13 protein-coding genes, 1 tRNA gene and 1 pseudogene are annotated in these 13302 nt (G+C 71.7%); 12 read left to right on the top strand and 3 right to left on the bottom strand.

What is annotated here, in order from left to right; translation table 11 throughout:
• Window positions 1-2 precede the first annotated feature (2 nt).
• The 11 genes and pseudogenes from hisA to MNZ27_RS13605 all read left to right on the top strand — a co-directional run bounded on the left by hisA (window position 3) and on the right by MNZ27_RS13605 (window position 9100).
• Complete coding sequence (gene hisA / locus MNZ27_RS13655) at window positions 3-719, top strand: 1-(5-phosphoribosyl)-5-[(5-phosphoribosylamino)methylideneamino]imidazole-4-carboxamide isomerase (RefSeq protein ID WP_242394636.1); 717 nt, start codon at window positions 3-5, stop codon at window positions 717-719.
• Window positions 720-732: 13 nt separating this feature from the next.
• The gene (gene hisF, locus MNZ27_RS13650; RefSeq protein WP_242394635.1) at window positions 733-1497 is read left to right on the top strand and encodes an imidazole glycerol phosphate synthase subunit HisF; all 765 of its coding nucleotides are present in this window, start codon (window positions 733-735) and stop codon (window positions 1495-1497) included.
• Window positions 1494-1844, top strand: a pseudogene (hisI, locus tag MNZ27_RS13645) (phosphoribosyl-AMP cyclohydrolase); the annotation flags it as partial. The gene hisF and the pseudogene hisI, both read left to right, overlap by 4 nt.
• 32 nt (window positions 1845-1876) lie before the next feature.
• Window positions 1877-2212, top strand: coding sequence for a phosphoribosyl-ATP diphosphatase (hisE, locus tag MNZ27_RS13640; protein ID WP_242394634.1), 336 nt, complete (start codon window positions 1877-1879; stop codon window positions 2210-2212).
• A gap of 130 nt (window positions 2213-2342) precedes the next feature.
• Complete coding sequence (rpsU, locus tag MNZ27_RS13635) at window positions 2343-2537, top strand: 30S ribosomal protein S21 (protein WP_242394633.1); 195 nt, start codon at window positions 2343-2345, stop codon at window positions 2535-2537.
• A 35-nt stretch (window positions 2538-2572) separates the two neighbouring features.
• Window positions 2573-3022 carry a GatB/YqeY domain-containing protein gene (locus tag MNZ27_RS13630; protein WP_242394632.1) on the top strand — a complete coding sequence of 150 codons (450 nt, stop codon included), beginning with the start codon at window positions 2573-2575 and terminating at the stop codon, window positions 3020-3022.
• 82 nt (window positions 3023-3104) lie between these two features.
• Window positions 3105-4994, top strand: a complete 1890-nt coding sequence (gene dnaG, locus MNZ27_RS13625) for a DNA primase (RefSeq protein ID WP_308197961.1) — start codon at window positions 3105-3107, stop codon at window positions 4992-4994.
• 110 nt (window positions 4995-5104) lie between these two features.
• Entirely contained in the window at window positions 5105-7441 is a 2337-nt protein-coding gene (gene rpoD / locus MNZ27_RS13620) for an RNA polymerase sigma factor RpoD (RefSeq protein WP_408629691.1), read from the top strand.
• 57 nt (window positions 7442-7498) lie between these two features.
• Window positions 7499-7571, top strand: a tRNA-Ile gene (locus MNZ27_RS13615).
• A gap of 21 nt (window positions 7572-7592) precedes the next feature.
• Complete coding sequence (locus MNZ27_RS13610; RefSeq protein WP_242394629.1) at window positions 7593-8336, top strand: zinc ribbon domain-containing protein; 744 nt, start codon at window positions 7593-7595, stop codon at window positions 8334-8336.
• Between the two features lie 2 nt (window positions 8337-8338).
• Window positions 8339-9100, top strand: a complete 762-nt coding sequence (locus MNZ27_RS13605) for a ribonuclease HI family protein (protein ID WP_242394628.1) — start codon at window positions 8339-8341, stop codon at window positions 9098-9100.
• Between the two features lie 247 nt (window positions 9101-9347).
• Here MNZ27_RS13605 and MNZ27_RS13600 read toward each other — a convergent pair whose 3' ends face one another.
• Window positions 9348-10397 carry a hotdog domain-containing protein gene (locus MNZ27_RS13600; RefSeq protein WP_242394627.1) on the bottom strand — a complete coding sequence of 350 codons (1050 nt, stop codon included), beginning with the start codon at window positions 10395-10397 and terminating at the stop codon, window positions 9348-9350.
• Between the two features lie 265 nt (window positions 10398-10662).
• On the opposite strand from MNZ27_RS13600, the gene MNZ27_RS13595 reads away from it, so the two are divergent.
• A complete protein-coding gene (locus tag MNZ27_RS13595) occupies window positions 10663-11313 on the top strand; it encodes an acetate uptake transporter (RefSeq protein ID WP_242394626.1) in 651 nt (216 codons plus the stop codon).
• A gap of 236 nt (window positions 11314-11549) precedes the next feature.
• Here the strand turns inward: MNZ27_RS13595 and def are convergent, their stop codons facing one another.
• Both def and MNZ27_RS13585 read right to left on the bottom strand, forming a co-directional pair.
• A complete protein-coding gene (gene def / locus MNZ27_RS13590; protein ID WP_242394625.1) occupies window positions 11550-12098 on the bottom strand; it encodes a peptide deformylase in 549 nt (182 codons plus the stop codon).
• Between the two features lie 71 nt (window positions 12099-12169).
• Window positions 12170-13302 (bottom strand): DUF4388 domain-containing protein (locus MNZ27_RS13585; protein WP_242394624.1); only part of this gene is annotated, 1133 nt, incomplete at its 5' end.

Below are 13302 nucleotides of genomic sequence, written 5' to 3'. Positions count from 1 at the left end.
GCATGCTCGTCATCCCGGCCATCGACCTCATCGGCGGCGAGGTGGTCCGCCTCGAGAAGGGCGACTACGCGACGAAGAAGGTCTACGCGTCGCGCCCCGCGCTGCAGGCGGAGGAGTTCGCCCGCGCCGGCGCCACCCTCCTGCACGTCGTGGACCTCGAGGGCGCCAAGGCGGGTTGGCCGGTGAACCTCGACGCGGTGCGGGCGATCTGCGAGGTCCGGGGGATCGAGGTCGAGCTCGGCGGCGGGCTCCGCACCATCGCGGACCTCGAGAAGGTGTTCGCCCTCGGCGTGCGGTACGCGGTGCTCGGGACGGCGGCGGTGGAGCGGCTCGGCCTCGTCGAGGAGGCGTGCCGCCGGTTCCCGGGCCGGATCCGGTGCGGGATCGACGCCCGGAACGGCGAGGTGAAGATCGCGGGCTGGCTCGAGGGGACCGGCCTCGCCGCGGCGGAGGTCGCGCGACGGGTCAAGGCGGCGGGCGTCTCGCTCGTCGAGTACACCGACGTCGGGCGGGACGGGATGTTCGCCGGGGTGGACGCGGCGGGCGCGGCGCGGCTCCAGGCCGACGCCGGGGTGCAGGTGGTCGCCTCCGGCGGCGTGGCGAGCCTCGCCGACGTCGAGGCGTGCCGCGCGGCGGGCGTCGCCGGGGTGATCGTGGGCAAGGCGCTCTACGAGGGCCGGATCGCGCTCCGCGACGCGATCGCGGCCGCGAAGGCCTAGAGGACGAGACGACATGCCGGCCAAGCGGATCATCCCCTGCCTCGACGTCAAGAACGGGCGCGTCGTGAAGGGGATCCACTTCCAGAACCTGCGCGACGCGGGCGACCCCGTGGAGGCCGCGGCGCGCTACGACGCCCAGGGGGCCGACGAGGTGACCTACCTCGACATCGCCGCCACCCTGGAGAACCGCGGCACGCTGCTCGACCTCGTCACCCGGACCGCGGCCCGCGTGTTCGCGCCGCTCACGGTGGGCGGCGGGGTCCGCAGCGAGGACGACTTCGTGGCGTTGCTCCACGCCGGCGCCGACAAGGTGAGCGTGAACTCGTCGGCGGTGAAGGACCCGTCGCTCGTGAACCGCCTCTCCCGGATCGCGGGCGCGCAGGCCCTGGTCGTCGCGGTGGACGTGAAGCGCCGGCCGAAGGGGAGCGGGCCGCAGGAGTGGGAGGTCTTCGTCGCCGGCGGCTCGCGGCCGACCGGGGTCGAGGGGCTCGCCTGGGTCCGCGAGGTGGCCGATCGCGGCGCGGGGGAGATCCTGCTCACGTCGATGGATCGCGACGGGACGCAGGCGGGCTACGACCTCGAGCTGCTCGAGAAGGTCTGCGCCGCCGTCACGGTCCCGGTGATCGCCTCCGGCGGCGTCGGCACGCTCGAGCACCTCGCCGAGGGGCTCCGCTTCGCCGACGCGGCGCTCGCGGCCTCGATCTTCCACGACGGCAAGCACACCGTGCAGGAGGCGAAGGCGTACCTCCGCGCGAAGGGGATCGACGTCCGGCCATGAGCCCCGTGAGCCCGAAGAAGGCGGCACGCTCCGTGGCGGCACGCCCCGTGGAGCTATCCCCCGCGCTGCTCGCCCGCGTGAAGTTCGACGACCGGGGCCTCGTCCCGGTGATCGCCCAGGAGGAGGACGGGACCGTCCTGATGCTCGCCTGGGCGAACCGCGAGGCCCTCGTCGCGAGCGCCGAGGGGGGCCGGGCGACCTACTGGTCGCGCAGCCGCAGGTCCCTCTGGCGAAAGGGGGACACCAGCGGCCACATCCAGGAGCTCCGTGCGATCGCCCTCGACTGCGACGGGGATGCCGTGCTCTACACCGTGCGGCAGACCGGGCCAGCGTGTCACACGGGGACCCGAAGCTGTTTCTCCGAAAGGCAGGAGTTCGAATGGCAGACGAGCGTTTCCTCGCGAAGCTCTGGGCGATCATCGAGTCGCGCAAGGCGGACCACGCGGCCGCCACGGGCAGCTACACCCGCAAGCTCCTCGACGCGCCGCCGCGGATCCGGCGGAAGATCATCGAGGAAGCCTACGAGGTGAACGAGGCGCACCAGGCGCTCTTCGACGGCAAGGACACGAAGGATCACCTCGCCCACGAGGCGGCCGACCTCATCTACCACCTGCTCGTCCTGCTCGCGTCGGCCGACGTGACGCCGAGCGAGGTCTACACGATCCTCGAGCACCGGCAGGGTCAGCCCCACCCCGTGAAGCCCGGAAACCCTTGACGCGGAGAGGGTTTTCGCGTAATAGCCGCCGTTCAGCCGCGTGGAGAGCCGGGCGTCCGAGGGCGCCCGGCTCCTTCACTTTCGAAGGCGCGAGCCTCGACAACAACAACTGCAGGACACGAGGAAGCGAATGACCGGAGTGCGCGTCAAGGATGGCGAGTCGTTCGAGAACGCCATGAAGCGCTTCAAGAAGCAGTGCGAGAAGGCCGGGATCCTCTCCGAGGTCCGCAAGCGCGAGCACTACGAGAAGCCCAGCGTGAAGCGGAAGAAGAAGGCCCTCGCCGCCAAGAAGCGCGCGCTCAAGAAGATGCGGAAGGGCTTCTAGTCTCCCCGACACCGTCTCGCACCCCGGATCGGATCATGGCGATCAAGGAACAGCTCGATCAGGACCTCAAGGCCGCCATGCGCGAGAAGGACGCGCTGAAGCTCAGCGTCGTCCGGATGCTCAAGAGCGCCGTCAAGTACCGCGAGATCGAGCTCATGAAGCCGCTCGACGACGCGGGCGTGCTGGGCGTGATCGCCTCGGAGGTCAAGCGCCGCCGCGACTCGGTCGAGCAGTACAAGGCCGGCGGCCGGCAGGATCTCGCCGACAAGGAAGAGGCGGAGATCAAGATCCTCCAGACGTGGCTGCCGCAGCAGCTCACCGAGGAGGAGCTCCGCGCCAAGGTGGACGCGGCGATCGCGCAGACGAACGCGAAGGGCCCGAAGGACATGGGCGCCGTCATGAAGGCGCTCATGCCGGAGGTGCAGGGCCGGGCGGAGGGGAAGACCGTCTCGGACATGGTGAAGGCGCGGCTGACCGGGAAGTAGGCCCGGGCGGCCGCAGGACGGGCGGCCCGCGGCGAGCGCGCGGGATGGGGGGAGCCGGGAGGTCTCGGTTCCCCCCGCTGCGATCGAAAGGCGGTGGGAGTCCCTGATCCCCGACGCGCTCATCGACGAGATCCGCGCGCGCGTGGACGTGGTGGCGGTGATCGGCCGCCACGTGGAGCTCAAGCGGTCGGGCCGGACCTGGAAGGGCAACTGTCCCTTCCACGGGGAGAGGACGCCGAGCTTCCACGTCTACCCCGAGGACAAGCACTTCAACTGCTACGGCTGCGGGGCGCACGGCGACGTCTTCGGGTTCCTGCAGCGGCTCGAGGGGAAGGAGTTTCCCGAGGTGGTGAGGGCGCTGGCGCTCGAGGTGGGCGTCGAGATCCCGGAGTCGGCCGAGGAGGACTCGGCCGAGCAGCGGGCTCGGCGCAAGGAGCGCAACGAGGTCCTCGCCGCGAGCGACGCCGCGGCCCGGTACTTCGCGGCGCGCCTCGCGAGCCGGCACGGCGAGCCGGCCCGCGCCTACCTCGCGGGGCGGGGGGTCTCGGAGGACTCGATCCGGACGTTCCGGCTCGGGGTCGCGGCGGACGCGTGGAACGACCTCCCGCGGCGGCTCGCGGAGAAGGGGATCGGGCTCGAGGCCCTGAAGCGGGCGGGCCTCGTCATCGAGAGGGAGAAGGACGGCGGCACCTACGACCGCTTCCGCGATCGCCTCATGTTCCCCATCTCCGGCATGGACGGGCAGGTCATCGGGTTCGGCGGCCGCGCCCTCGGCGCCTCGAAGGGCGCGAAGTACCTCAACACGCCCGAGACCCCGCTCTACAAGAAGTCGCGCGTGCTCTACGGCCTCGATCTCGCCCGCGAGAGCATCCGCAGGGCGCGGCAGGCGATCCTGGTCGAGGGCTACTTCGACGTGATCGGGCTGCACCAGGCGGGGGTCCGGAACGCCGTCGCGGTCTGCGGCACCGCCCTCACCAACGAGCACGTCGAGCTGCTCCAGCGCTGCGACTGCCGCGAGGTGACCGTCCTCTTCGACGGGGACGTGGCCGGGCTCGCCGCGCCGGCGAAGGCCGCCCAGGCGCTCTTCCCGGCCGGGCTCGCGGGCAAGGTGGCGGTGCTCCCCTCCGAGCAGGGCAAGCAAGATCCCGACGAGTACGCCCGGGCCAACGGCCGGGCCGGCGTCGAGGCGCTCCTCGCCCGCGCGGCGCCGCTGTCGGAGTTCCTCATCGACCGGGCCGTCGACCGGACCTGCCAGGGCCGGCCGCGGGAGGCGGCGCTCGAGCAGAAGCTCGCGGCCATCCGGGAGCTCCTCCCGTTCGTCCGGATGATTCCGGAGGGGCTCGCGCGTTCAGTCTTCGAAGACGCGATCGCGAAGCGGCTCGACCTCGACCGCGGCGCGCTGCACGCGGAGCTCGCGGGCGGGAAGCCCGGCGCCGGACGCTCGGACGCCGGTCCTCCCCCGGAGGGGCCGAGGCCCGCTCCGGCGCCCGCGCGACCGCCCCGCACCGGCATGGGCGGGAGGGGCGCGCGGGTGAAGCTGCTCCTGCCGGGGCCCGCCGCGGACGCGCTCGGGATCCTCGCCTCCCACCCCGAGCTGGGGCCGGTCGCCGAGGAGGTGAAGCTCGCCGAGCTGCTCCCGCCGGGGCCGCTCGCCGACCTGGCGCGCGACCTGAGCCGCGGGGCGGTCGCCCTTGACGAGGCCATCGCCCGGCTGGAGGCGACCGCCAACCGGGCGATCGTCACGCGCGTCCGGGAGCTGGCCGGGCCGGCCCGGCTCGAGCCGCAGCACGCGGATCGGGAGCTCCGGCGGTCCGCGGTCAAGGCGCGGCTGGAGCATCTGGACGAGGAATACGCGGAGGCGTTGAGGCGGGTGACCGGGGCGGGGAGCGCGAGGATGGACGACGCCCAGCGCCTGCTGAACGCCATCCGCGATCAGAAGAAGATCCTGCGGGAGCTGGAGCGATCCGGATGAAAGGCCGACTCCGGAGCATTCTCGAAGAGTTGTCCGGGCTCATTCGCCCGGGACGCGTTAAGAACGAGCACCATCGAGCAGCCGCGCCGTCGTCGAAGGAGAAGAGGAAGATGACCACGAAGGCCCACGCCGCGAAGAAGCCGACGAAGAAGCCCGCCGCGAAGGCGAAGGTGAAGCCCGCCTCGCGGAAGGAGGAGCGCGGCAGGGAGGAGCGCGGCGTCAAGGCGAGGAAGGCGGCGGAGGTCGTCCGCGCGAAGGGCCCCGCGATCCGCAAGGCGGGGAAGCCCGACGCCCGCCCCGAGCGGGCCGAGCGCGCCGAGAAGGCCGCGGCGGAGAAGCCCGAACGGAAGAAGGTCCAGGCGGTCGTCGAGCACGCCCCCGAGAAGGCGGCGGTGAAGGGCGCCAAGCCGCGCCGCGGCGGGCCGCCGTCCGAGGAGGCCGAGGAGGTCGAGGCCGAGGGCGAGGCCGAGGCGGAGGGCGACGAGGCGGAGGTGGAGGAGGAGGAGGACGTCGACCTCGCGCAGGACGACATGTCCGACATCACCGAGCGCCCCGGGATGAAGGCGCTCATGGAGCGCGGGCGCGAGAAGGGCTTCGTCACCTTCGACGAGGTGAACGACGCGCTGCCGTCGGACGTCGGGTCGGACCAGATCGACGACGTCATGTCGATGTTCGGCGAGCACGACATCGAGGTCGTGGACGGCGCCGAGAAGAAGATGAAGCTCCCGGACAAGCCGCCGGAGCCGGAGGAGAAGGAGGCGGCGGACAAGACCGAGGAGAAGGAGGAGGAGGACGCCGGCTACGGCAAGTCGAACGACCCGGTGCGCATGTACCTGCGCAAGATGGGGTCGGTCTCCCTCCTGACGCGGGAGGGCGAGGTCGAGATCGCGAAGCGGATCGAGGAGGGCGAGAAGGAGATCCTCGCGGCGGTGCTCTCGTCGTCCATCGCCATCCGCGAGATCCTCGAGCTCGGCGAGCGGCTCCGGAAGGGCAAGATCCGCGTCCGCGAGATCATCAAGGACGCCGGCGAGGAGCAGCAGGGCGAGGGCGAGGAGGAGACCGAGACCGAGGACGAGTCGCTCGAGAGCGCCGAGGCCGAGGGCGGCGCCGAGGAGGAGGGCGGGGGCGCCGCGCCGGTCGAGGGCGAGGCCGCCGTCGCCGTCGCCGAGGGCGCCGAGCCGGAGCGGCCGAAGATCCCGAAGGAGGAGGAGCGGAAGGTCGAGCACGTGCTCACGCACATCGACCTGATCCGCAAGCTCGACCGCGACGCCGCGAAGCTCCGCGAGGCCCTCGGCGGGAAGAAGCTCTCCGAGGTGAAGCGCAAGGAGCTGAGGAACGAGGTCCGCGCCGTCGAGGCGGACATGATGGAGAACCTCGAGGCGATCCAGCTCAACAAGAAGCAGATCGACCGGATCGTCCTGAAGCTGAAGAGCTTCATCAAGCGGGTCGAGGAGGCCGAGCGCGAGCTGTACGAGTGCGAGCGCCGCACGTCGGTCCCGGTGAAGGAGCTGCGGCGGCTCCTCCGCGAGACGCGCGAGGACGAGGGCGAGCGCAAGAAGCTCGCGAAGAAGCTCGGCGTCCCCCTCGAGGAGGTCGAGGAGCTCGACCGGTCCGTCCGGACCGCGGGGCGCAAGATCCTGCGCGTCCAGGAGGAGGCGGAGGTCCCGGTGGAGGAGCTGCGCCGGACCTACCGGATGATCGGCGACGGCGAGCGGAAGGCCGAGCGGGCGAAGACCGAGCTCGTCGAGGCGAACCTCCGCCTCGTGGTCTCCATCGCGAAGAAGTACACGAACCGCGGCCTGCAGTTCCTGGATCTCATCCAGGAGGGCAACATCGGCCTCATGAAGGCGGTGGACAAGTTCGAGTACAAGCGCGGCTACAAGTTCTCGACCTACGCGACGTGGTGGATCCGCCAGGCGATCACGCGGGCGATCGCGGATCAGGCGCGCACGATCCGCATCCCGGTCCACATGATCGAGACGATCAACAAGCTCATCCGCACGAGCCGCTACCTCGTGCAGGAGCTCGGCCGCGAGCCGACGCCGGAGGAGATCGCCGCGAAGATGGAGCTGCCGCTCGACAAGGTCCGCAAGGTCCTCAAGATCGCGAAGGAGCCGATCTCGCTCGAGACGCCCATCGGCGAGGAGGAGGACAGCCACCTCGGGGACTTCATCGAGGACAAGTCGCTCGTCAGCCCCTCGGACGCGGTCATCAACATGAACCTGGCCGAGCAGACCAGGAAGGTGCTCGCCACGCTCACGCCGCGCGAGGAGAAGGTCCTCCGCATGCGCTTCGGCATCGGCGAGAAGAGCGACCACACGCTCGAGGAGGTCGGACAGGACTTCGAGGTCACGCGCGAGCGCATCCGCCAGATCGAGGCGAAGGCGCTCCGCAAGCTCCGCCACCCGTCGCGGTCGAAGCGGCTCAAGAGCTTCGTGGAGAACTAGGCGGAGGGCACCCAGGTGACGGGGATTGTGATACAGGGTGCTCCCCAGGGCCGGACCGGGCCCATAGCTCAACGGTCAGAGCGCTCGGCTCATAACCGATGCGATCCAGGTTCGAATCCTGGTGGGCCCACCGATACGAGGAGAGAAAGACTTGTCGTCGCTGCGTGAGAAGTTGAAGGCGCTGGAGGAGCTGCAACGGATCGACCTCGAGAGCAACGAGGTGAAAGGGGAGCTCGACGCGATCCCCGCCAGACGCGCCGAGGTCGATCGAGGGGTCCTCGAGGCGCGGCGCGCCTACGACGACGAGAAGAGCCGGATGGAGGGCAACGAGCGCGAGCGGCGGCAGCTCGAGTCGCTCCTCGGCCTGGAGCGCGACAAGGTGAAGAAGTGGGAGGGCCGGCTCGGCGAGATCAAGACGCCGCGCGAGTACGCCGCCCTCTCCCGCGAGATCGACATCGCGAAGAAGGCGAACGAGAGCCAGGCCGAGCACGTGAAGGAGCTGGCCGAGCAGGCGGGCGAGGTCCAGAAGGCGCTCGCCGCGAAGGGCGAGGCGCTCGCCGAGCGTGAGGAGGGGGCCCAGTCCGACGCGAAGGCGCTCGACACCGCGCGGGCGGACGCCGAGCAGCGGCTCCAGGCGCTCGAGTCGCGGCGGGCCGAGGCGGCCAAGTCCGTGGACCCGGCGCTGCTCGCGAAGTACGAGCACATCAAGAAGCGCCGCGGCGGCGTCGCCGTCACGCAGGTCGTCGGGATGACGTGCCACGGGTGCTACCGCAACATCCCCCCGCAGCTCGCGATCACGCTCCAGCGCGCGAACTCGATCGAGACCTGCCCGAACTGCAACCGCATCATCTACGCGGCCGAGGCGGTGAACCCGCCCGCCGTCTCCACGGCGTAGACGTGGCCCGGGCCGTCCTGGCGGAGCTGCTCCGCTTCATCGCCGCGAACGAGGATCTCCCGCGGACGCTCGCCCGCTACCCGGGCTACGACCGCGACGCGCTCGGGCGCCTCATCGACGCCGCCGCGGATCGGGTCGAGGAGATCGAGGGCGCGAAGGAGCCGGCGCCGAGCGGCGGCTCCAAGGGCGTCAAGGTTCGCAAGCAGAGCGACGTCGAGCGGGCCGCGCGGCGCTCCGCCGCCGAGCTCGACGAGGCGATGGAGCTCTCGAAGGTGGAGCGCGATCGCCGCAAGAAGCAGCGCGCCGCGGCGGAGGCCGCCGAGCGGGCCGCGCAGGAGGCGGCCGAGGCCGCCGAGGCCGCGCGGCGGACGCGCCTCTACACCGACGGCGCCGCTCGCGGGAACCCCGGCCCGGCCGGCGCGGGCGCGGTGATCGTGAACCCCGAAGGCCACATCGTCGCGAAGGTCGGCAAGTTCCTCGGCGACTCCACCAACAACGTCGCCGAGTACATGGGGCTCATCCTCGGCCTCAAGCGGGCCAAGGCGATGGGGATCCACGAGCTCGAGGTGCTCTCCGACTCCGAGCTGCTCGTGAAGCAGCTCCACGGGGACTACGCCGTCAAGGCGGAGCACCTCCGGCCGCTGCACGAGGAGGCGCAGGCGCTCCTGCACGGCTTCTCCTCGATCGAGGTCCGCCACATCTCGCGCGAGGAGAACGCGCAGGCGGACGCGATGTCGAACCGCGCCATCGACGAGCGGCTGTGATGGCCATGAGAGGCCGGCACGCCTCTAACCGGCGTCGGGCCTCGGGGCATGGGAGCTCCGCGGCGGGCCCGAAGCGGAGCGGCGCGCGCGCTCAAGGCCCGTCGAACAATCGACGGGCCTTGACCATCCAGGAGGGGCGGGCCGTCGCCCGCCCCTCGCGCCCGAAGTGAATTCGGGCGCTTCACCCCACCCGCCGCCCCGCTCACGCGGGTCGGCCTGAGAGCTCGTCGAATTCTTCGACAAGCTCTCACCCCCCGAGCCAGGTCCCGGTCCGCCGGCGCAGCGCCGCGAGGGCCCGGCGCGCGACGAGGTAGCGCGCGTCCTCCTCCCAGTCGGAGGGGTGGACCTCCGGCACCGCCCTCGGGCGGAGCTCCGCGTCCACGTTCACGAACGTGAAGAGGCAGGAGTTGGAGAGCGCGCGGACCGCGCGATCGCGGCTCACCCGCTCGATCGCCGTCTCGACGCAGATCGCGGCGTCCTCGGTGTAGACGATCCGGCTGGTGAAGCGGAGCTTGTCGCCGATGCTCACCGGGTGGAAGAAGTTGACGCGGTTCACCGCCGCCACGATGGGCCGGTCGGGCGCGATCCGCTCCGCGCAGATGGACGACAGCTCGTACGCGCGCCGCATGATGTAGCCGCCGAAGATGATGCGCGAGGCGTTCTCCTGCTCCGGGTAGGTGCGCTCCCAGCTCTCGGCGGTCAGGTCGCGCGCGCGCGCGCCGGCGAAGCTCCGCTCGGCCTGCTCGCGGTGGAGGCGCGAGAGCAGGTCGAACTCGTCTCGCCGGGGCGGCTCGACGGCGCTCGCCGCCTGCGCGCGGTAAGCCTCGCGGCGCGCGATCGCGCGGGTCGCGCGCGCCCGGTCCACGTCGTCGGCAGGCTCCAGCGGCTCGACGGGGACGCTCCGGGCGTCGGGGCCGTCGCCGTCGCGCGCGACCATCGTGAAGTAGCAGGACGCGAGGTGGACCCCGGTCGCCGGCGCGTCCACGCGGATCCCGACCTCCATCGAGCTCCGCCCGACGTGGTTGAGCCGCGCGCGGCAGCGGAGGTCGGTCTCCGGGGTCAGCACGTGGCGCACCAGGATCTCGTCCACCGCGGCGGTGACGACCCGCGCCCCGGGGACGGTGCGGCGCGCGTGGATCATCGCGGCCTCGCCCGCGAGCAGGTCGAGCGCCTCGAGGAGCACGCCGAACCGCAGGTTGCCGGGGATGCGATCCCTCACCACGAGGAAACGGCGCCGGAGCACCTCGTCGCTGGAGAGTGGCAGGAGGTGCTCGCGGTCGGTCTCGGCGGGGTGCATGGCAGGAGTTCTAGGGAGAGGCGCGATCGCGCGCACGCTTCCGGGGGCCGAACGCCGCGGCGCACCGACTGCGCGAAAACCGATGGCAGCCGGATGCGGCCCTGCATGACGTGCGCGCATCTGGTGCGTTGCGACGGTTGGTCGCCCCTGGGCGTCCATGTGGATTGACGGGCGTCAGCCGGTACGCGCAATGGTTGGTGTGTCGCGTTCAAATCGTGCGCAATTCGTGCTACACGGCAGACTCACTCATCGAATGGAGGTTGCCGTGAACCAGACCAGGACCGCCGGGACGACGACACTCCAGGACGTCGCGCCCGTCGAGCTGCAGCGCGCCGCAGCGCTGGCCGAGACCGTCATCAAGGACACGACCGCGAACCCGGCTCCCCTCGGCCTCATGGGGTTCGGCCTCACCACCGTGCTCCTCAACCTCCACAACGCCGGGATCATCGGCATCGGGAGCATGATCCTGGCGATGGGGCTGTTCTACGGTGGGATCGCCCAGATCATCGCCGGCGCGATGGAGTGGAAGAAGAAGAACACGTTCGGGACGGTGGCGTTCACGTCCTACGGCTTCTTCTGGATCTCCCTCGTCGCGCTCATCGTGATGCCGCGCTTCGGCATCGTCGAGGCGTCCGACAAGAACGCGATGGCGGCCTACCTGTTCCTCTGGGGGCTCTTCTCGATCGTCCTCTTCATCGCGACGCTCAAGATGAACCGGGCCATCATGCTGGTGTTCTTCGCGCTCGTGGTCCTCTTCATCCTGCTCGGGCTCGGCGACGCCACCGGCAACCCGCTCATCACCCGGATCGCCGGCTACGAGGGGATCCTCTGCGGCCTCGGCGCGATGTACCTCGGCGCCGCGCAGATCCTGAACGAGGTCTACGGCCGCAAGGTGCTCCCCATCGGCGAGTTCTAGGCGGGGCGCGGGCGCTCGCGGCGGCGTCCGTGACCGTGCCCGTCACCGTGACCGATCTGCCGTGTCCCGTGTCCCGCCTCCCGTAGCCCCTGGCCCCGGGCTCCGACGGAGCACGGGATCGAGTCACGGGACAGGGGACACGCTTCACGGGTCACGGAGACCCCGGTCACGGTCACGGTGACGGCACACGGAGAGGCCGTGCCCGTGACCGATCTCCGCGTCCCGGGTTCTCGGGCCTACAGCGCGCTCTCCCGGCTGGCGGCGCGCTCGCGCTGCTCGGCGGCGCGGTCGGCCTTGAGCCGCTTCATCCGCTTCCGGATCAGCTCGCGCTTGAGGCTCGAGAGGTGATCGACGAACAGCGTGCCGTTCAAGTGATCCGTCTCGTGCTGCAGGGCGATCGCGAGGAGGTCGTCCGCCTCGAGCTCGAACGGCTTGCCGTGGTAGTCGAGCGCCCGCACCCACACCTTCGCGGCGCGCTCGACGTCCTCCGCCTCGCCGGGGATCGAGAGGCACCCCTCGGTGTACGTGGTCTTCCCCTCGAGCCGCACGATCTCCGGGTTCACGAGGTGGAGCAGGCGCTGCCCCTCCTGCCGCGGCGAGGTGTCGATGACGATCACGCGCTTCTGCACGCCGATCTGCGGGGCGGCCAGCCCGACGCCCTCGGCCGCGTACATGGTCTCGGCCATGTCGTCGAGGAGGCGGCGGATGGAGTCGTCCACCCGGTCCACCGGCTTCGCGATCTGCTTCAGGACGGGATCGGGCCAGATGACGATTTCACGAACCATTGTTGCCTCTTCTACCGGATCCCTCCTGTAACGCGGAAGGGGCTGCCGTGCACGCGGCAGCTCCGACGGACCTACTCGCCGAGGCCGCGCAGGTACTCGTCGCGGAGCCGGTCGTCGGCGAGGACGTCGCGCGCGTCCTTCACCACCGCCTGGATCTCGGCCAGCGTGGCCGGCAGGCTCTCGTCCCGGGCCCCGCCGTATCGCTGGGGATCCAGCTCGGCGAGCAGGCGGTCGGAAGCCTCCCGCACCTCGTGCGGGGTGCAGAGCCGCCCGACCCCGAGGACCGTGAAGTAGTCGGCGCGCCGGACCTGATCGAGCTTCTCCCGCACGCGCCCGAGGTCGATCGCCTGGGCGCGCTGGGCCTGGGGGCCCCCGGCCTGGAGGACCCGCACGGCGAGCGCCCCCACGAGGACCAGCGCGGCGAGGAGCTGCCGGGTGGTGAGCGCGTCGAGCGGGCTCGCCGCGACGATCTCGTCGAGCGTGCGCAGCCCGTCGGCCAGCGCCACCGCGCGCCGCTCCTCCGCGGACAGCCCCAGATCCGCGGGGCCGGGGCCGCCCTCGGCGGGGGACAGGAGCGTCCCGGGCCCGCCGAGCAGCGCGTCCACGCGCGGCGCGAGCCAGCGGCGCCGGACGCCCTCCACCGCGAGCGCGATCGTCCCGCGCTCGAGGGCGGTCCGCTCGTCGCCCGGGACCGCCTCTCCGGCCCAGCCGAAGCGCGCCTCCGCGTCGGCGAACACCCCGAAGACGACCTCCTCGGTGCGGCGCCGGACGAGGCCGGTGAGCTCGGTGGGCTTGAGGAAGCCGCGCTCGAGCAGGAGGACCGCCGCGCGGCGGGAGGGGAGCGACGCGGCGGCCCCGGCGATCTGACGGTGCTGCTCGCGGGTGACGAGCCCGAGCCGGAGGGCCAGCTCCTCGACGCGCTCGGCGGGATCCGCGCTCGAGGCCCCCACGACCCGGCCATCCTCGAACCAGAGCGAGCGCGAGAGCTCGCCGTCGAAGTCCATCCGCCCGCAGAGGCGGGCCCGGGCGGCGAGGGCGAGGAGCCGCGGCGCGGGTAGGTCGGCGAGCGCGCCGGCGCGGAGCGGCGGCGGCGGCGGGGCGAGCGGCGCCGCCGCGTCCTCGGGCTCCGGGGCGATCGGGGGATCGGGCGGCGCGATCACCGGGTCGCTCCAGGCGGCCGCCGGGGCGGCGGGGCTGGCGGCGT

This window comes from Anaeromyxobacter oryzisoli, assembly GCF_022690765.1.
Lineage (GTDB): Bacteria > Myxococcota > Myxococcia > Myxococcales > Anaeromyxobacteraceae > Anaeromyxobacter > Anaeromyxobacter oryzisoli.
Note: the sequence above shows the minus strand (reverse complement) of the source record. Positions and strands in the feature narration are given on the sequence as shown.

What these genes read in the sequence shown, in the direction of transcription:
- hisA (WP_242394636.1), top strand. Translation starts at nt 3, where the DNA reads ATGCTCGTCATCCCGGCCATCGACCTCATCGGCGGCGAGGTGGTCCGC.
- hisF (WP_242394635.1), top strand. Translation starts at nt 733, where the DNA reads ATGCCGGCCAAGCGGATCATCCCCTGCCTCGACGTCAAGAACGGGCGC.
- hisE (WP_242394634.1), top strand. Translation starts at nt 1,877, where the DNA reads ATGGCAGACGAGCGTTTCCTCGCGAAGCTCTGGGCGATCATCGAGTCG.
- rpsU (WP_242394633.1), top strand. Translation starts at nt 2,343, where the DNA reads ATGACCGGAGTGCGCGTCAAGGATGGCGAGTCGTTCGAGAACGCCATG.
- MNZ27_RS13630 (WP_242394632.1), top strand. Translation starts at nt 2,573, where the DNA reads ATGGCGATCAAGGAACAGCTCGATCAGGACCTCAAGGCCGCCATGCGC.
- rpoD (WP_408629691.1), top strand. Translation starts at nt 5,105, where the DNA reads ATGACCACGAAGGCCCACGCCGCGAAGAAGCCGACGAAGAAGCCCGCC.
- MNZ27_RS13600 (WP_242394627.1), bottom strand. Translation starts at nt 10,397, where the DNA reads ATGCACCCCGCCGAGACCGACCGCGAGCACCTCCTGCCACTCTCCAGC.
- def (WP_242394625.1), bottom strand. Translation starts at nt 12,098, where the DNA reads ATGGTTCGTGAAATCGTCATCTGGCCCGATCCCGTCCTGAAGCAGATC.